The 18,685-nt window shown below is 47.7% G+C and carries 17 protein-coding genes; 5 read left to right on the top strand and 12 right to left on the bottom strand.

The annotated features are described in order from the left end of the window. Nucleotides 1-46: 46 nt before the first annotated feature. The 6 genes from guaA to FC34_RS09680 all read right to left on the bottom strand — a co-directional run bounded on the left by guaA (nucleotide 47) and on the right by FC34_RS09680 (nucleotide 6,174). On the bottom strand, nucleotides 47-1,603 hold the full coding sequence (gene guaA / locus FC34_RS05985) for a glutamine-hydrolyzing GMP synthase (RefSeq protein WP_057894486.1): 1,557 nt from the start codon (nucleotides 1,601-1,603) through the stop codon (nucleotides 47-49). A 96-nt stretch (nucleotides 1,604-1,699) separates the two neighbouring features. Beyond that, on the bottom strand, nucleotides 1,700-2,623 hold the full coding sequence (coaA, locus tag FC34_RS05980) for a type I pantothenate kinase (protein WP_057894485.1): 924 nt from the start codon (nucleotides 2,621-2,623) through the stop codon (nucleotides 1,700-1,702). Between the two features lie 123 nt (nucleotides 2,624-2,746). After that, nucleotides 2,747-3,205: an acyl-CoA thioesterase gene (locus FC34_RS05975; protein ID WP_057894484.1), complete on the bottom strand. Its 459-nt coding sequence runs from the start codon at nucleotides 3,203-3,205 to the stop codon at nucleotides 2,747-2,749. 4 nt (nucleotides 3,206-3,209) lie between these two features. Further along, nucleotides 3,210-5,501, bottom strand: a complete 2,292-nt coding sequence (helD, locus tag FC34_RS05970) for an RNA polymerase recycling motor HelD (RefSeq protein WP_057894483.1) — start codon at nucleotides 5,499-5,501, stop codon at nucleotides 3,210-3,212. A 106-nt stretch (nucleotides 5,502-5,607) separates the two neighbouring features. Beyond that, nucleotides 5,608-6,012 (bottom strand): hypothetical protein, encoded by a 405-nt coding sequence (locus tag FC34_RS05965; protein ID WP_057894482.1) that lies wholly within the window; start codon nucleotides 6,010-6,012, stop codon nucleotides 5,608-5,610. A 9-nt stretch (nucleotides 6,013-6,021) separates the two neighbouring features. After that, nucleotides 6,022-6,174: a Tat pathway signal protein gene (locus tag FC34_RS09680; RefSeq protein WP_157052251.1), complete on the bottom strand. Its 153-nt coding sequence runs from the start codon at nucleotides 6,172-6,174 to the stop codon at nucleotides 6,022-6,024. Nucleotides 6,175-6,251: 77 nt separating this feature from the next. On the opposite strand from FC34_RS09680, the gene FC34_RS05960 reads away from it, so the two are divergent. From FC34_RS05960 to FC34_RS05950, 3 genes are all read left to right on the top strand, one after another. Further along, nucleotides 6,252-8,072: a cation:proton antiporter domain-containing protein gene (locus FC34_RS05960; protein ID WP_083479266.1), complete on the top strand. Its 1,821-nt coding sequence runs from the start codon at nucleotides 6,252-6,254 to the stop codon at nucleotides 8,070-8,072. A 59-nt stretch (nucleotides 8,073-8,131) separates the two neighbouring features. After that, on the top strand, nucleotides 8,132-9,037 hold the full coding sequence (locus FC34_RS05955; protein WP_057894480.1) for a proline-specific peptidase family protein: 906 nt from the start codon (nucleotides 8,132-8,134) through the stop codon (nucleotides 9,035-9,037). A gap of 369 nt (nucleotides 9,038-9,406) precedes the next feature. Continuing rightward, nucleotides 9,407-9,592, top strand: coding sequence for a hypothetical protein (locus FC34_RS05950; protein WP_057894479.1), 186 nt, complete (start codon nucleotides 9,407-9,409; stop codon nucleotides 9,590-9,592). Between the two features lie 39 nt (nucleotides 9,593-9,631). Here the strand turns inward: FC34_RS05950 and FC34_RS05945 are convergent, their stop codons facing one another. From FC34_RS05945 to FC34_RS05930, 4 genes are all read right to left on the bottom strand, one after another. Further along, entirely contained in the window at nucleotides 9,632-10,591 is a 960-nt protein-coding gene (locus FC34_RS05945) for an ABC transporter permease (RefSeq protein WP_057894478.1), read from the bottom strand. Next, a complete protein-coding gene (locus tag FC34_RS05940) occupies nucleotides 10,588-11,667 on the bottom strand; it encodes an ABC transporter permease (protein WP_057894477.1) in 1,080 nt (359 codons plus the stop codon). Before FC34_RS05940 ends, FC34_RS05945 begins: the two co-directional genes overlap by 4 nt. Next, nucleotides 11,657-13,201, bottom strand: a complete 1,545-nt coding sequence (locus tag FC34_RS05935; RefSeq protein WP_191978487.1) for an ABC transporter ATP-binding protein — start codon at nucleotides 13,199-13,201, stop codon at nucleotides 11,657-11,659. The genes FC34_RS05940 and FC34_RS05935 overlap by 11 nt, the downstream gene beginning before the upstream one ends. A gap of 108 nt (nucleotides 13,202-13,309) precedes the next feature. Next, entirely contained in the window at nucleotides 13,310-14,353 is a 1,044-nt protein-coding gene (locus FC34_RS05930; protein WP_275453015.1) for a BMP family lipoprotein, read from the bottom strand. Between the two features lie 180 nt (nucleotides 14,354-14,533). On the opposite strand from FC34_RS05930, the gene FC34_RS05925 reads away from it, so the two are divergent. Both FC34_RS05925 and FC34_RS05920 read left to right on the top strand, forming a co-directional pair. Continuing rightward, on the top strand, nucleotides 14,534-15,199 hold the full coding sequence (locus tag FC34_RS05925) for a histidine phosphatase family protein (protein WP_057894475.1): 666 nt from the start codon (nucleotides 14,534-14,536) through the stop codon (nucleotides 15,197-15,199). Between the two features lie 96 nt (nucleotides 15,200-15,295). Further along, nucleotides 15,296-15,883, top strand: a complete 588-nt coding sequence (locus tag FC34_RS05920) for a cadmium resistance transporter (protein ID WP_057894474.1) — start codon at nucleotides 15,296-15,298, stop codon at nucleotides 15,881-15,883. A 58-nt stretch (nucleotides 15,884-15,941) separates the two neighbouring features. Here the strand turns inward: FC34_RS05920 and FC34_RS05915 are convergent, their stop codons facing one another. Both FC34_RS05915 and FC34_RS05910 read right to left on the bottom strand, forming a co-directional pair. Continuing rightward, entirely contained in the window at nucleotides 15,942-17,753 is a 1,812-nt protein-coding gene (locus FC34_RS05915) for an FtsX-like permease family protein (RefSeq protein ID WP_057894473.1), read from the bottom strand. Nucleotides 17,754-17,762: 9 nt separating this feature from the next. Further along, nucleotides 17,763-18,521, bottom strand: a complete 759-nt coding sequence (locus FC34_RS05910; protein WP_057894472.1) for an ABC transporter ATP-binding protein — start codon at nucleotides 18,519-18,521, stop codon at nucleotides 17,763-17,765. Nucleotides 18,522-18,685: the final 164 nt, after the last annotated feature.

The following is an 18,685-nucleotide window of genomic DNA, read 5'->3' as shown; positions in this document are numbered from 1 at the left end:
CAATTAGAATTAAGTCAACCTTCTGACTCCAACTTAACTCACTTAATTATTCCCACTCAATGGTTGCAGGTGGCTTACTCGTGATATCGTACACGACGCGGTTGATGTGCCCGACTTCGTTGACGATTCGGACGGAGATCTTTTGCAAGATTTCCCAATCGATGCGGGCAAAGTCTGCGGTCATGCCGTCGATTGAAGTAATCGCACGAATGGCAATGGTGTAGTCGTAGGTCCGACCGTCACCCATGACCCCAACGGACTTGAAGCCTGGCAAGACGGTGAAGTATTGCCAGATGTCGTTATCGAGGCCCGCTTTAGCGATTTCCTCGCGAAGAATGAGGTCGGAATCGCGGACGATTTCAAGCTTATCTTCGGTGACTTCGCCGATTACGCGAATCCCAAGGCCTGGGCCTGGGAATGGTTGGCGCCAAACGAGGTCATGTGGCATACCCATCTTTTCGCCGAGCTCCCGGACTTCATCCTTGAACAACTTGTTCAAAGGTTCAATCAGTTGGAACTTGAGGTCTTCTGGCAGACCGCCGACGTTATGGTGAGACTTGATGGTTTGCGCAGTATCGGTCCCACTTTCAACGACATCGGTGTACAAGGTCCCTTGGGCCAAGAAGTCGATGCCATCAAGCTTAGCGGCTTCATCATTAAAGACTTCGATGAATTCTTTCCCGATAATCTTCCGCTTTTGCTCTGGATCGGTGACGCCTTTTAATTTGCTCAAGAAACGGTCTTGAGCGTCCACCTTAATGATATTTAAGCCGAACTTGCCTTCAAGGCTGTCCATGACTTGGTCAGCTTCGTTCTTCCGCAGCAAGCCGTGGTCAACGAAGATGCTGGTCAATTGGTCGCCAATGGCCTTATGTAATAAGACACCAACAACACTGGAATCAACCCCACCGGATAAACCAAGTAAGACGCGCTTGTCGCCCACTTGCTTGCGGATGGCTTCGATTTGGGTGTCGATGAAATCGTCCATGCTCCAGTTTGCTTGGGCGTCACAGACGTCAAAGGCAAAGTGACGCAAGATTTCGTGACCATATTGGGTATGTTGAACTTCAGCATGGAATTGGACGCCGTAGAACTTCCGGTCGTCATCATCCATGGCTGCAATTGGGCAGTTAGGGCTCGTTGCGGTGGCCCGGAAGCCATTAGGCACTTCGCGGACTAAGTCACCATGGCTCATCCAAACAGTCTGTTCTTGTGGCAAATCCTTGAACAATTTGGCGTCGCGATCATATACATCGATATCAGCCTTACCATATTCACGGTTATCGGCTGGTTCAACGACCCCGCCATCCAGAACTTGCGCCATCAGTTGCATGCCGTAACACACACCGAGGATGGGAATCCCTAAATTGAAGATTTCAGGGTCCACACCAAAAGCACCGTCGTCATACACACTGTTAGGCCCACCAGAGAAAATAATTCCCTTAGGGGCGATTGCTTTGATTTCTTCGGCTGTGATTGTGTGGGGCTTGAGTTCAGAATAAATTCCAAACTCGCGAATGCGCCGGGTAATCAATTGGTTATATTGACTACCATAATCGAGCACGATGATCTTATCAAAGTCTTGCGTTTGCACGTTTGCCAAGTTTTCGCCACTCCTTTTTTGTCTAATCCTTTCGTTACACTATACGGAAGTTTGTGCCAAGGGTCAAACCGTGTCAGCCCTTACATCAGAAGTTTCTCAGAACTTTCTTAGATAGACGCGGTCAATCTGATGATGTTTAATTTTATGCAAAATCACATCCGCCCGTTCCCGAGTCGGCAGAATATACTCTTCCAAATTCTTTAAATTAATCGTCCGCCATACGTCCTTGGCCAAGGCAAACGCCTGGTCACGATCGCCCGTGGCATAGGGATAATAATAATTGGTCGGGTCGGTAAATGCCGTGTCTAGTAACAGGCCGAAACGTTCCAAGTACCAATGCTCAATCAGTTCCGGATTAGCGTCAACGTAGATTGAAAAGTCAAAATAATCACTGGCATAAATAGATTGGCCGGTAGGCAGTTGTAAGACATTAATCCCTTCAACAATCAAAATATCAGGGTGATCAATCTCATCATATTCGCCCGCTAACACATCGTAGACTTGATGCGAATAACGTGGTGCTTTCACAACTCCATTTGCATTTTTGACGGCATCCAAGAAGTCAATCAACTTTGGCATGTCATAGCTTTCAGGGAAGCCCTTTTTATCCAAAATCCCGCGCCGCTCGAGTTCAGCATTGGGATACAAGAACCCATCAGTCGTAATTTGTTGGACCTTCTTATCAGGATAAGCGCGGCTGAGCAACAACTGCAAGAGTCGAGCCGTCGTACTTTTGCCAACGGCCACCGACCCCGCGATGCCAATGATAAAAGGCCGCACTTTATTAGCAATCCCGAGAAATTCACTTTGATTCGCGGTGGCAGCCTGGTAGTCGCGGTAGCGAATGTGAATTAAATGCCTCAGTGGCGAATAGATTGTCACCACATCATCCATGCTAACTTCATCATTCAGGGAGCGCAATTGCTCAAGTTCATCAGTCGTGACGCTGGCAAAATCATGAGTATGAAATTGCCGCCATTGATCACGGTTAAAGGCGTAATAGTTCATTTGTGACTGCATAATTTATTCTCCAATGTCCAAACTAGAAACCGATTCCAATTTTACCATATTCACTTACGCTTTTGCGGAATATTAAAAGGCTTATGACTAAACGAATGGTTTGTCATAAGCCTTTTATTTCAGTTAGCTCAAATCGAGGTCAACTGCGAGTTTGCCTTGAGACCGACGTTCAGCATAGCCAGCGTGCACAGCTTGAGCTTCAACTGTATCGTAGGCCAAGCTTGGCGCCACATAATCTGGCCCTACCACAACATAGGTGGCAAAGGCTGTCCCCACCAAGAAACGCTCACCCGTCATCAAGTGCTCGCCTATCAGTTTGGCAAACACCTCAAGTGAGCGGGTGCCAACGCCAGTGACGTAGGTTTGAATCTCGAGTGCATCCCCAATTTTAGCCGGCTGTTCGAAACGAATGTGATCGAAACTGCCAGTGACAATCTCGGCCCGTGCGAATCGTTGCGCAGACACAGAGGTCACATCATCCAGCCAAGCCATCATCTGGCCACCAAAGACGGTCCCGTGATTATTCAGTTGCTTAGGGAAAATCCGGAAGGTTGCGGTTGCCAGTGTCTCACTACTTTTCATGGGCTTACTCCATTGTATATAAGTCTGGGCTGACATCGGCCAACAGTGGTGAAATATCTGGACTCGCCAGAATCGTCAGGCGGTGCATTGCCCGGGAGGTGATGGTGTAAAGCAATTCCCGTTCGTCTTCAGCATTGAAGTTTTCAGCATTCGCTTGCCAAACAACGACGGCATCAAATTCCAGCCCTTTGGCTAAGAATGATGGCACGACCAGAATCCCACTGGCTAGCCGTTGGTTCTCAGACTGAATCAGGGTCGCTTTAATGCCGGCTTTGTGCATTTCATCAAATAGGCTCTGTGCGTCTTCCAAGGTTTTGGCAATCACAGCCGTGGTTTGGTTGGCTGCGGTATTGGTTTCAAGTTGTTTCTCCAGGACAGTCAATAACTCCGCCTCACTTTGACGCAAGTACAGACTAGGTTTTGGCCCCTGGCGGTTAAAGGCGACAATCGTCTGACCTGACTTCAAAATTGCTTTGGTAAAGTCAGTCACCTGAGCCGTTGACCGATAGGATTGCGTAAGTTGAATCACGCGCGTCTTATCAGGGTTGAACAGTTTTGACACATCATTAATTAAGGTATGGGAATCTTCCTTGGTGAAAATGGCCTGGTTTAGGTCCCCGAGCAAAGTGAACTTGGCTTTAGGGAAGCTCTTCTGCAAGTAGGCTAATTGGTAGGGTGTGTAGTCTTGAATTTCATCGACGAAGACATAGCGCATGTTCCGTTCGCCATGGCGGCCGGTAATCAAGTCAAATAAGTGCAAGTATGGCGTGGCATCAACCATGGTCAGCTGGCGATCTTGGAAAGCTTCTACGAAGTGATCCACCTCTGCCTGCCAAGCGTCAGCAGTCAAATCATAGTCGCTCAGCTTAATCAGGTTTGGCACGGCCCGTAAAAAGGCCACGTATTGGGCGCGGAAGTTCAAGAAATGATTCTTCACGATCGCATTTTGTAAGCCTTCAAATTCTTTGACCACAATTTGGCGCGCAAAGAACCGATATTCGTCATCACTGTTCTTGAATTCAGCTGGGCCATCATTTTGTAATTCCCGAATCGCTTCATCGGACAAGTTTTCAACGGCTTCATTAACCCACTTAGCTTTCATTTCTGATTCCACGCGCCGGTTTAGCATCGAAATCAGCCGTTCCTTGGTCGCCGTCAAGCGATTGCCTAAATGATAATTGGCGTTGTAACTATAGAAGATATCGGCAATCCGTTGCTTACTGAAAAAGGCCTCACCATGGAACTTGATATCCTTGATGCGCATGCCACTCTTCTCAAGACTTGAAGCATACGTCTCCATCGCCTTGAAGAAGACCAAGCTACTTTTGAGCTTGGTAATCTGCTTTTGGACGGGTGTTTGGACCGTTTCAAACTGGGAGAACAGGCTTTGCACGTCAATCCCAGGAACCCGGCGTGTCACATATTGATAGTACGTGAATTGGACCATATTCTGTTCGCCCAACTCTGGCAACACATTTGAAATGTAGTCCGCAAAAAGTTGGTTCGGCGAGAACATAATCACTTGGCTTGAATTCAAATTACCGCGATAGCGATAGAGCAAGTACGCAACCCGCTGTAAGACTGCGGACGTTTTCCCGGAACCGGCTGCCCCTTGGACGAACAATAAGTCGGCCGCAGTATCACGGATAATTTGGTTTTGTTCTTGTTGGATGGTCGTGACGATGGTCTTCATCTGGGTGTCAGACTTTTCACCTAACACTTCGAGCAACATTTGATCCCCGATGGTTTCAGTGGTATCAAACATGGTCTGAATTTGACCATCTTTAATCACAAACTGGCGCTTCAAGGACACTTCGACGGATTGAGGACCGTCTGGCGTTTGATATGTCACTTCACCAATGCCACCATCGTAATAGATGGATGAAATTGGCGCCCGCCAGTCATAAATCAGGAACTTGCCGGCTTTATTCGTGAAAGAACCGAGGCCAATATAGATGGTTTCGGGTTTTTCATTGGCTTCTTGGAAGTCAATCCGGGCAAAATACGGATTCAACTCCAGCCGCTTTACCGTCTTTAATTGTTGATTCGACTGTTGCCAAGCATTGGTTCGTTCATCCAGCATTTGTTGTTGCTGTTGAATGGATGCCGCAGTTTCAATGGCTTCAGCGTCATTACTCAGGTTAATCGAGAAGTCATTGAAGAAATTCTCGTTCAAGCTGCGTTCTTCGGCCTTTGTTTGCTTAATTTCCTTACTCAAGCGTTTATCCGCTTGTGTTAATTGTGACATGATGGTATCTAAATGCGCTTGTTCGTGGTTCTGCTGCGTATCTGTCATTAAGTCAGCCCCTCACTGCATTGCAATAATCGTCAAAATATCATACCACTTTTGGGCTGGCTTCTCAATCAAAAACATAATACTAACCATTCAATAAGTGATAAACTCAATCGCTTTGCGGGTAAAGAATACTATCTTTAAAGATACCATCGCCCCAAATCTCTCGCTCACTTAACGTGGTTTCAATTAATTCGATGGGTTGGCCATTGACCAGAACCATGGCCGTTTGGTACCCAGCAAACGGTTGGTAAAGGGGCATAATGATTTGTTCATCAGCAATCGCGGCTTTGACATCATTGGTGGTAAAAGCCACATGGGTCTGGGTTTGAATCAATGGATCCAAGCTGGAATTGGGGCCAAATGCGTGCAATTCAATTGGAATCCCGAGCTTATTCTGTTCATCTAGCGAATACATATCATAGATTTTGGCGTATTTGGTGGCAGGATTGTCCTTGATTTGTGCAAGCGGGACAATCTTGCCGATATGATGGAATTTAATGGATTCGAGCATGGTTTCTCCTTATTTCTTACCTTTAAACCAATTTGTATACGTACTAATCAGCACGCCGACAGCTAAGCCAACGGCAACGCAGAGTAGAATTTTGTTGAAATACCAGCCAATCAGTAAGCCAATCAGCGTTGTCGTACCGGTAATCAGGGATCTTCGTGTCATAAGCGTCTCCTTGTATTGTATTATTTACTACGCTAACATAGACCCCGATGAATTTGCATCGAAAGGAGCAAATTATTTTGGCCAATCTTGCACTCTTGTTCGTCCTCTTTGCCGCCCTTGCCATCCCGTTGGTCATGGCGCGCTTCCATATTACCCGTGTGCCCACAGCCGTCGCAGAAATCGTTGTTGGCATTATCTTGGGTCAAAGTGGTTTGCACTGGGTCACAGTTAATCCAACGCTATCACAACTCAGTGATTTGGGTGTGACCGTGTTGCTGTTCTTATCTGGGATGGAAATTGACTTTTCCTTATTCAAACGGCAAACCAAGGCCGTACAGGCCAGCCCAGTGCAATTAGCCGTGAGCGGCTATCTCAGTATCATTGTCATGAGCAGCATTGTTGGCGGTTTGCTGAAGGTTTCTGGCCTGTATGCGCATCCCCTGTTTGCCATGATTGTCTTCTCAACTGTGGCGCTTGGCGTGGTGATTGCAGCCCTCAAAGAAAAAGAGCTGCTCAGTCAGCCCTTTGGTCAAACCATGCTGTTGCTCGCTGCTCTGGGTGAACTCTTCCCATTAATTACCTTAACGATTTTTGCGGCCTTGAATGGCGCTTCAACGCACAGTGTTTGGCTGTTGACTTTAATTTTTGTCGCCGCCCTCTTTTTATTATTGCGGTTTCGTAAGCCTTATACTTTCTTCGTCAAAATCGACAAAAGTACCACCCAACTTGATATTCGCCTGGCTTTCTTCATCATCTGTGCGCTAGTCACGGTCGCGGCTGGTGTAGGTGCTGAAGCCATTCTGGGTGCCTTCCTGGCTGGGATGGTGATGAAGTTATTACAGCCTCGCGAAGAAACGCAAGATAAGTTAACCTCGTTAGGCTATGGGTTCTTCATTCCGATTTTCTTCATTATGACCGGTGTCCGCCTCGACATTCCGGCCATGGTCCAAGATCCGCGAGCACTGGTGTTAATTCCCGTGCTCCTTCTCGGTTTCATCTTAGCCAAAAGTTTGTTGTATCCCATTTTGCGCCGTCGATTCAAATCCCAAAATGCCCTCAGTGGGACAGCTTTAATTACGACGACCATTACTTTAGTCGTCCCCGCGCTCACCATTGGGCGCAACCTGCACCTGCTCTCTGCCGCCGAATCTGGCGCCTTCACGCTCGCAGCTATTATCACGTGTCTGCTGGGACCGGTACTTTTCAATAGTTGGTTTAAAGCCGATCCTAATGATTTGCCGAAAACGCGGGTCCATTTTATCGGCGCCAATATTATGACCGTGCCCATTGCCCAGCAGTTGGCTGAAGGCCTATATGACATTATTTTATATACTGATTTACCGGAAAACTATAAGACTTATAATTCCGAAGCCAATATAAAATTACTGCCCAGCTTCTCACAGGCGGCACTGAATGAAGCTGGCGCGTACGATGCTGACATCGTTGTGCTTGGATATTTTGATCACGACAAGAACTATCAACTCGCCCAGTGGGCCCTGGCTGCCAAGGTGCCCCGCGTCATTGCGCGCTTTGAGACGAAGGATGTTCAAAATGATCGCTACGAGGTCCTGGCGTCACATGGCGTTGAAATCTTCAATACACTCGATGCGAATATTGCCCTCCTGCGCAGCTTGATTGAAACACCATCAACGCTGAAAATCCTCACCGATACCACGGCTGGAATTTTTGAAATCACGGTGCGCAATCGGCGCTTCACCGGCATGGAAGTACGATCCTTGCCATTCATTGACGAAATTACCATCAGCCAGATTTACCGCGACGGCCAGTTCATCGCGCCCCACGGCGATACGCAGATTCATCTGGGCGATCACATCCTCTTTTCCGGATCGAAAAATGCGGTTCAGTCCATTCGGCAACAAATGGAATTACTCAACTAAATTTGCAGTTTAAAAGCCCAGTGCTACACTTAATATATCTTAAGAAATCAGGTGACGGTATGAAGCAAGGGACGACCATTTTAACATTAGACAACGGCTACCATCTGTGGACCAATACCCAAGGTGAAGGCGATATTCATTTATTGGCTTTGCACGGTGGCCCTGGTGGTAACCATGAATACTGGGAAAACTTTGGTGAACAACTCGCTGACTTAGGCGTGCAAGTGCATATGTACGACCAACTCGGTAGTTTCTACTCTGACCAACCAGATTACAGCGACCCTGAAATTGCGGCCAAGTATTTGACTTACGACTACTATTTGGATGAAGTTGAAGAAGTCCGCCAAAAGTTGGGCATCGACAAGTTCTATCTCATCGGTCAAAGCTGGGGCGGCGCGCTCACCATGCTCTACGCCTTGAAATACGGCGAGCACTTGAAGGGGGCCATCATTTCGTCCATGGTTGATAACATCGACGAATACATGGTCCACATCAACGAAGTGCGTGAAGAAGCTCTCCCACCTTCAGCTGTGGCTTACATGAAACAACAAGAAGCCGCTGGCAACTGGGACGATCCTCAATATCAAAAGTACGTCGACATTTTGAATGCTGGCTACGTCGATCGCAAACAGCCACCTGCAATCAGCCATTTGATTAACACGATGGCCACCCCTGTTTACAATGCCTTCCAAGGCGACAATGAATTTGTTGTCACCGGTAAGTTGAAAGACTGGGATGTGCGCGACCAAATCCACAATATCACCGTGCCAACCTTGTTGACCTTTGGTGAACATGAAACCATGCCACTGAAGTCTGCCCAACGCATGGCTGAAGTGATTCCTCACGCTCGCCTTGTCACCACACCAAACGGCGGCCACCATCACATGATTGATAACGCCCCCGTTTACTTTGATCACCTGAAGCAATTCATCAGTGACGTTGAAAAAAATCAGTTTAACGATTAAGAGCGCGAAAACTCACGGGAGCAACTGAGCACTAGCAAGCTTTCGAGGATGGGCGTTTTAGGCCCATTGAGAAAGCTAGCTAGGCGGAAGTTGCTGTGAGGTTGAGCGCGTTTAGAGCGTGAGCTGACACGCCTTGGCTCTGGCGGATAAGGCAGAATCAGGCAAGTGGCTGCACTTGGCCACTGACTGAGACTAACTTATCTTGAAGAGCCAGTGGCAGCAAACGCGTTTAGAATGCGAAAACTCACGGGGGCACTTCCCCTAAGGCCTGACAATCCTGTCAGGTCTTTTTTGATTGACGAGACCGTGCATCTGGCAGTAGGCTAAACGCAATTACAACGGCGGCATACAGAAAGTCAGGGGGAGCGGATGAAAGGACAGAAACGACGATTCATTTGGGCATTGGCTGTTTTCATTGTGTTATCGATCGCCGATTATATTTTCGAAACGCGATACCACTTAGATGACTACCTTTGGTTTCGCGGCTTGAAACTATTCGTTTGGTTCCCAAGCATGGTGGCGGTCGTCTTTACCTGGCCGCACCGCAACCACTAAAAAAGAGTTCTCACTGGTCTTCCCAGCGAGAACTCTTTTTTAATTGCTCTTAATGAACGTTGTGCCATCTGCTGCCGGTGCCTTAGATTTACCAATAAACAGCACCAAGACGACAATCGTAATTAAATATGGCGCCAAGGTAAACCAGACGTTCGGAATGCCTGAAATGACCGGAATATACTTGCCGATGATGGCCAAGCTTTGAGCAAAGCCAAAGAACAGGGCCGCGCCCATTGCCCCTAACGGATTCCACTTGCCAAAGATCATCGCGGCTAAGGAAATGAAACCTTGGCCGACAATCGTTGAGATACTGAAATTCAAGGTAATGCTCTGCGCCATGATGGCCCCACCAATACCGCCGAGGAAACCAGAAATCAATACGCCAATATACCGATAGCGATAAACCGAAATTCCCAATGAATCAGCTGCTTCTGGATGTTCCCCGACCGAGCGGAGCCGCAGGCCAAAGCGGGTATATTTGAGCAGCCAGAAACCAAAGGCAGCTACAATCATCCCCAGATAGGCAACTAGTGAGGTGCTGGTGAAGAAAATCGGGCCAATGAATGGAATCTGGGCAAGTCCAGGGATGGTCATGGTATCCAGTGGATATTGGATGATATCCGTCTGCCCGCGGCCTTGAAAAATCAGTTTGGTCAGATAAATTGCCAAAGCCGGCGCCAAAAGATTCAAGACAGTCCCACTGATAATGTGATCAGTGCGCCAATTGACCGTGGCCACCGCGTGAATCAGCGAGAATATTAAACCAACGATGCCACCGACAAGCAGCCCAAGCCATGGGGTTGCACCCCCGAAACTCTTACCCAACATCAGGTTGAAGACCACGCTGGCAAACGCGCCCATCACCATGATCCCTTCTAAACCAACATTCACAATCCCTGAACGTTCTGAGAAGGTGCCGCCGATGGCTGTAAAAATTAGCGGTGCCGAATACACCAAGGTCGTTGACATCACGGTCAATAATAAGGTCATCGCATTCATTTTGTCGCCCCCTCCTTTTTGCCTTTCAGGCTGCTGAGTCGTTGGCCAGCGAAGCGAATAATGTAGTTAGCCCCCACAAAGAAAATCACGGCAGCAATCACAATATCGACAATTTCAGGTGGTGTCGTCGAAGCAATCGAAATGTTCAAACCGCCAATTTTTAAAATCCCAAAAAGTAAGGCCGATAGTACAATTCCTATCGGTGAGCCACCGGCCAATAAGGATACTGACATGCCATCAAACCCTATCGGTGGCAAAGCTGTATTGACAATTATATTCTGGAAATTCCCCAGTCCTTCCATGGCACCACCGAGGCCCGCCAAGGCACCGGAAATCAGCATGGCCGCGATAATTGTTCGCTTGGTGGACATCCCCGCATATTGCGCGGCGTCTTCATTTAAACCAACTGCACGGATTTCAAATCCCATTGTGGTCCGCTTCATCAGCCACCAAATCACAACGGCCCCGGCTAACGCGACGAGCAGTCCCCAGTGAAAGGTTGAATTCTGCGTTAATTGTTCAAGAAATGGCGTGCGTAACCGTGCAGCGGCCGGAATTGTTTTCGAATAATCACCGTCGCCAGCTGCTAGAAAACTCTTCACCACCGCATTAGTGCCGTACAGCGCCACGTAGTTCAGCATAATCGTCGTGATTACTTCACTAGCACCAAAATAGGCCCGTAAAAACCCAGCAATCCCTGACCACAGCGCCCCGGCGATGGCGCCCGCCAGAATAGCACCGGGTAACATCAAGATACTTGGCAAGCCAGGAAAGGCCAAGGCAAAACTGACAGAAGCCAACCATCCTATTAATGCTTGCCCAGCCAACCCGATATTGAAGAAGCCCGCCGAATTTGCCACCGCAAAGCCTAATCCGGTCAAAATCAGCGGAGTCGCCGAGCGAAGCACTTCACCAATGGCGTTGGCACTGCCCAGCGCACCGGTCAGTAAACTGATGTAGTTGGCTAATGGATCAAAACCTGAGAGTGCCATGATAATGGCACCAACCAATAAACCTAAAACAACCGAGGTAATCGGAATCCAAATGCTATAGAAGGTTGTGTTTTTAATTCGCATGGGTGACCTCCGACTTCGTAATGGTTTCACCGGCCATCATCAAACCAATTTGATTCACATCCAAGTCATGAGTTTGGGCCTCGCCAACAATTTGACCACTATGAATCACAGCAATGCGATCAGCAAGTTGTCGAATTTCGTCAAGTTCATACGAAATTAACAGAACAGCGTGACCTGCATTACGAGCGGCCATAATTTGATTGTGGATAAATTCAATCGCACCCACATCCAAACCACGAGTCGGATTCATCGCAATCAACAGTTGTGGCTGGCGACTCAGTTCGCGGGCAATAATCAATTTCTGTTGATTCCCACCGGATAATGAGCCCGCCGACTGCCATGGGCTGCTACTGCGGACGTCGTATTCTTGAATTAATTGTTCTGTTGTTGTCAACATGGCCTGGGGATGTAATAAACCATGTGTGGCATATGGTGCATTCGTGTAGTCTTGCAAGCTCATGTTATCCACAAGACTCATCGGCAGAATTAGTCCAAATTTCTGGCGATCTTCTGGAATATGGCCAACACCGCTTTGCGTAATTTGACGGACAGAAGCATTTGTTAGATTCTGTCCGTTAATCATAATGGTGCCAGAATCGACGGGCAATAACCCTGTGATGGCCTTCACCAATTCGCTTTGCCCATTGCCATCAATCCCCGCCAGACCAACAATCTCGCCACCGCGAACGTTAAGCGATAAATTGTGTACGCGAGGCAACTTTTGATTATCCACAACTGTGACGTTAGTTAGGGTCAGAAAGTCCGGTCCAAGCGCGACGTCTGGATGTTCTTGGGTCAGATCAATCGGTCGGCCAACCATCAGCTCAGCAAGTTCTTCCGTTGTGGTATCACTCGTTTGGACGGTTTCGATTACTTGTCCTCGCCGAATAATCGTCGTCACATCTGCGACCGCCTTAAGTTCCTGTAACTTATGTGAAATCAGAATCACAGCTTTGCCTTCTTCAGCCAGTTGTCGAAAAATCGCCAATAGTTCAGTCACCTCTTGTGGCGTCAACACGGCCGTCGGTTCATCAAAAATCAAAATATCTGCAGACCGATAGAGCACTTTGACAATCTCAACGCGCTGCTGCATCCCGACGGAAATATCTGCCACTAAAGCATCTGGGTCAATTTGCAAGCCGTATTGTTCAGACAACGCGATAATCGCTTGCCGAGCCGCTTTGCGATCAATGACGCCACCGTGATTGGGTTCACTGCCCAAAATAATGTTTTCCAAAACTGTAAAGTTATCCACCAGCATGAAATGTTGGTGGACCATGCCGATGCCCAACTTGGTGGCATCTTTGGCCGAGTTCAATTGGACAGCCTGGCCACGGACGAAGATCTGACCGCTAGTCGGTTTCAAAATGCCTGACAGCATATTCATTAGTGTCGTTTTGCCGGCGCCATTTTCACCCAGCAAGGCGTGGACTGTGCCAAAGTCGACGGTCATCGAGATATGATCATTGGCCGTAAAATTACCAAACCGTTTAGTCAAATCGGAAAGTTGAATTGCAATTTCTTGTCCCATAATTTTCCTTTCGCATCAAGTGATGAATGATTGCACAAAACGGGACTGGGCCCAAACCTGATGTGGCTTCCCCAGTCCCGTCCGTACTTATTCAATCCAGTTCAATCGCGATTAAAGTTCTGAAGGCTTGTTGGCAACGGTAATCTTGCCATCAACGATTTGTTGCTTGTAGTCTTGGACTGACTTCCAAGCGTTAGCTGACAATTGGCCCTTAGTCAGGTCAACGCCCTTGTCCTTTAACCCATAAACAGTCGTCTTGCCGGCTGGGAACTTATTGTCCATAGCTTCATCGGCTAAACTTTCAACGACAGTCCCAACACCCTTTAAGGTTGAAGTCAGCGTTAAGTTACCGCCAGCGTATTTACCTTCATCGGTTTGGTCACGGTCAACCCCAATGACCCAAACTTTCTTCTTCTTGATCTGGTTCTTAGCTGCGGAGAAGACTCCAGCACCGGTACCACCGGCCGCTTGATAAATCACGTCTTCGTCATTGTTGAACATCGCACTTGCCAAGGCCTGACCGACAGCAGGTTTACTAAAGTCATCGGCATATTTCACGTCCACCTTGATGGCTTTATCCACTGCCGCAACCCCTTGACGAAAACCAGCTTCAAAGCGATCAATCACGGCACCGTGCACCCCACCGATGAAACCAACTTTCTTGGTCTTGGTCGTTTGGGCAGCGGCCACACCAGCTAAGAAGGCTGCTTCGTTATCTTTAAAGGTGACGCTGGCGACATTCTTCGCCTCAATCACGTCATCAATAATCACGAACCGGGTTTTGGGATTAGCTTTGGCCGCGCTCTTGATGGCGCCTTGTAACTTGTACCCAACCCCGAAAATCGTCTGATATTTCGCTTGAATCAGTTTGTTGATGTTTGGCGTAAAGTCGGCATCTGAATTAGATTGCGCGTAGTTATAACCACCGACGCCCTTCTTCAAATCATGCTTCTTACCCCATTTTTCTAAGCCTTCCCAGCCGCTTTGGTTGAAAGACTTATCGTCTACACCGCCACCGTCAGTCACCAAAGCCGCAGAGTACTTGTCATTGGTCTTGCCTGCATCGCTGGCGGTTTTATTGCCACCACACGCCACCAATACAACTGCTGCTGCCGCCATCATTGCTAAAACACCAAGCTTACGCCCAATTTTCACGAAATGTTCCTCCTTATGTGTCTTTCCTTTTGGTAAAACCAGAATAACATGGAACACGGCCTCTAAACAACAACAATATCCGTTATTAAAATAATAATGTTCGTGTTTTAATCCGTTTTGCCGTTTTATAAGGCATTTTAAGTATGTTAAACTGGCGATAAAACAAACGGAGGAATCCCCATGACACCAATTACAGTTTATCTTGTCCGTCACGGACAAACTTGGTTCAATCGCTACAACAAAATGCAAGGCTGGTCTGACTCACCATTAACTAAGTCAGGGATTGCAGATGCCAAGCGCACCGGCCAGTTGCTCAAGCACATCACCTTCTTGCACGCTTATTCTAGCGACACCACCCGCGCCATGAATACAGCCAAGATGATTCTCGATGCTAACTTCAACACGCATGTGCCTTTGACCGTCACCGCTAATTTCAGAGAACAATTTTACGGTTACTATGAAGGTGAAGATTCACCTAAAGCTTGGTATGCCGTTGGTCAACCCCACGGCGCGCGTACATTTAGTCAAATTATTGAAAAATTTGGCGTTGATGCCTCAAAGAATTTCATGCATGAAGCTGATCCCTTCCACGAGGCAGAAGATGCGCTAACGTATTGGAATCGCCTGCAAAAAGGCTTCAAGCAGTTGCGGGCTGAAGTGGAGCCAGGCGCGAACGTCCTACTCGTCAGTCATGGCACTACGATTCGCAGTATTGTGGACAAGTTCGGAAAAGACGATGGTTTTGTGGTGACTGAAAGTCCTGCGAATGGCTCAATCTCAAAGATTCAATTAACTGATAGTGGCATCAAGGTCTTGAGCTATAACCAGAAGAACACGGAAGCCTAGCTAACGCTTGCGCTTAAGTTGACAGTTGAACTATATATGTTAAACTCAACATATATAAAAATTGAAAGACTTAACGTATAGAAAGTTGGCAACCACATGTTCAAAACCATCATCTCCGCAGCGACCGCATATATCTCAACGAGTCTCGATTACTTGTTAATCTTGATGGTCATCTTTGCGCGGCGAAAACAATTCTGGCCTATCTATCTTGGCGATATTGTTGGCACCAGTGTCTTAGTCATGATTTCTCTTATTCTGGCGTTCTTTGCTGGCTTTATTCCCCAGACTTGGGCGCTTGGCTTTCTTGGATTGATTCCGATCGGACTAGGTATCTGGGGCTTCATTCACGAAGAGGACGAGCCCGACGTCGATTCCCAGGTTGGGAAGCATTCAAGCATCATCTGGGAAGTGGCCCTAATCACCATCTCAACCTGTGGTGCTGATAACATTGGCGTTTACGTGCCCTTCTTTGCGCCAATGGATCCGGCAACCATTTACCTCACCTTATTCGTCTTCTTTATAATGATGACGCTCTTTTGTTGGCTGGCATCCCGGCTCGGTCGCCTGCCAGGTTTAGCCAATGTCCTTGACCGCTACGGCGCAACGCTCACTTCGGTGCTTTACATTCTGATTGGGCTCTATGTGCTTTGGGATGCAGGGACAATCCAACACTTTCTGGCTTAATTGACAATGAACACAAAAAAGCGTGTGCCAATAGCACACGCTTTTTTGCTTGCAGTCATTACTTAGCCGCAAGTTGCTTATTAATCACAATGCTCTGATACAACCAGACCGTCAGGCCGTAATACAAGGCATAAAGCACAATGAAAATTGTAAACGGAATCCAAATCCGGTCATACGGATTAGCCATCAATGTCCTGAAGAGTTGCAGCCCGAACAAGACATGAACAACGCCGACCAAGCCTGGCAATAAGAACAAGGCGCCAATTTCTTGGCGAATGGACTTACGTAAGAGTCCTGGCCGCACACCCACCTTCTGAAGCATGAGATAGCGCGACTTATCATAGGCTGCCCCAGACAGAATCTTAAACATCAAAGTCGAAGCCAGCATCGCTAAGAATGCTAACCCGAGGAAGAAGCCCATGAACTCGAGTCCGGAGAACATCCCATTAATGACTTCGTAGGCCGTGAATTTGCTATTCATCATTGGAATCGACGTATTGACCTTGTTGGCCTTATCGTCAGCCGCAACCAGTGCCTTAATTCGGTCATACTGCTGGACGAAATCAGGGACGCGGTAAGTCACAATCGTATTGGTTTGGCCTTTCAAGCTCGCAAACACTGCTGCTGATACAACCTTAGGCGTCTTCACTTCACGAGCGTTAGGAATAAACTCATTCAGCGCCATAGCAGCACTACCGTCGTCTTTATTGATGGCCCCAGCATTAAGTGTTCTGGTGGTTGATTCGCCTAACCCGGTGACCTTTGGAACAAGGAAAGGATGCGCCTTAACTTGCGTATCGACATAATAGACGTTTTCGCCGACAATTTTCTGGTTATAGCTAACCTTGGTGGCATCGGTTAGACCCTCGGCCTGACGAATCAAGTTGGTGCTGGGGTTATGTAGCACCACGTCGTACTTACTTTGAGAACTGGCCATCAACGGAATTTCATGGTTAAATCCAATCCCGATTGTGATTGCGCCCAGAGCCAGCGCGAAGAGCATGGCAACTACCGAGAGAATCTTTGTGTAATCTCGAATTCGAAAACTCAATTGCGATAAGGTAAACATGCGAATGCCCTTATTAGCAAACCGTTCTTGGCGCTTGAGCAACGCAATTAACCCGACAAACAACGAATTGAATAAGAAATAAGTACCTGCGACGATGGTCACCAAAGCTAGTGGAATGGCCAACAGCTGGAAGAATTTAATATAGATCATTGCAGCATAGCCAATCGCTAAGAGTACGACTGCTCCGACGATTTGAATGATGAACCAAATTCGTTTCTGCTTAATCCGGTTGGGGGTTTGGTCGGCATGCAGTAATTGCAAAATAGGCGTCTTCAGCAGCCGGCGCTGATTGAAGAATGCCGCAATGACAAAGAGCACAATGAAGAAGGCAAATGTACTCAAGACCGCTGGCAGGTAGAAACCGGAAAACCCAATCAATGGCGCATGCAGTTGTGCCATCAAGATATTCGCGGTCACCACCGTCAAACCAATCCCGACAATCACACCGACAGCCGTCGCCATTAAACCAATTAAGACCGTCTCGAGGAAAATCAGTTGGCCAATCTTATTACTTTTGGCCCCGAGCATGATGAACATCGCATAATCGCGCTGGCGCATGCTCATGAGGAAGGTATTGGCGTAAACGATATAGACGAGCGTGATGATGGCCAGCAGCACGGCCCCAAACATAAAGATAAAGTTAGCGCCGGTGACAGGGGCGTTTTTAGCGATGAATTCAGAATTGGTTGCTAGGGCCATGAACATATAGAAAATGGCACCAGAAATTACCAGCCCTGAGAAGAGCACGGCATAATCGCGGAAGCGGCTTCGAATGCCGCCAAGTGCAAGCTTATTTAACATGGCGACCTCCTACTGTTGGAAGGTCCCTAGCGTACTAAGGATCTCCTGATAGAATTCTTCTTGCGTCTTGTCACCGTGAACCAGTTCTTGCCCGATTTGGCCATCTTTGATGAATAGAATCCGTTGCGCATAACTAGCTGAGAATGGATCATGGGTCACCAACAGGATGGAGACGCCTTGGTCTTGATTCAAAGTTTCCATGGTATTGAGTAATTCCCGGGCGCTGGTTGAATCCAAAGCGCCGGTTGGTTCATCCCCAAATAAAATGGCGGGTTCTTGAACCAAGGCCCGGGCAGCAGCGACCCGTTGCTTTTGGCCGCCAGAGAGTTCTGTTGGATAGTGGCCGAGAACACCTTTAATGCCCAGCGTGGTAGCAATCTTGTCGACAGCACCGCGTGCTTGCCGAGCGCTGACATTTTGCAAGGATAGTGGCAAGGTAATATTTTCGCGAGCGGTCAAATTCTCGAGCAAGTTGAAGTCCTGAAAGATAAAGCCAATCTGCTTCGCCCGAAAGTCTGATAATTGATTGCCCCGCAGTTGAGTCACGTCTTGCCCGTTAATGGTCACTTGCCCGGATGTCGGCGCGTCCAGTGTGCTTAGAATGTTTAGCAGCGTTGTTTTCCCTGAGCCTGATGCGCCCATGATGCCGACGAATTCGCCTTTATTGACTGTGAGGTTAATCCCCTTCAATGCTTGATATTGCTTTTCATTTGGTTTGCCGTAGGTCTTGGTGACTTGATCAACGACAACAACTGGTTGGTCTGCCATAGTCTAACTCCTCCATTTAACTTGATAACTTTAGTTTACCTGCTTGCCACCACAGAAGCAGCCGTTTTGACTAACAGTTTCTTGAATAACCTTACAAACCTGTCACGATTTAAATTTTCATAAAGAAAAATTTAAGCCTAGGCTGTTTCAGAAAGCATTTATCC

Source organism: Lacticaseibacillus brantae DSM 23927 (genome assembly GCF_001436115.1).
Classification (GTDB): Bacteria; Bacillota; Bacilli; order Lactobacillales; family Lactobacillaceae; genus Lacticaseibacillus; species Lacticaseibacillus brantae.
Note: the sequence above shows the minus strand (reverse complement) of the source record. Positions and strands in the feature narration are given on the sequence as shown.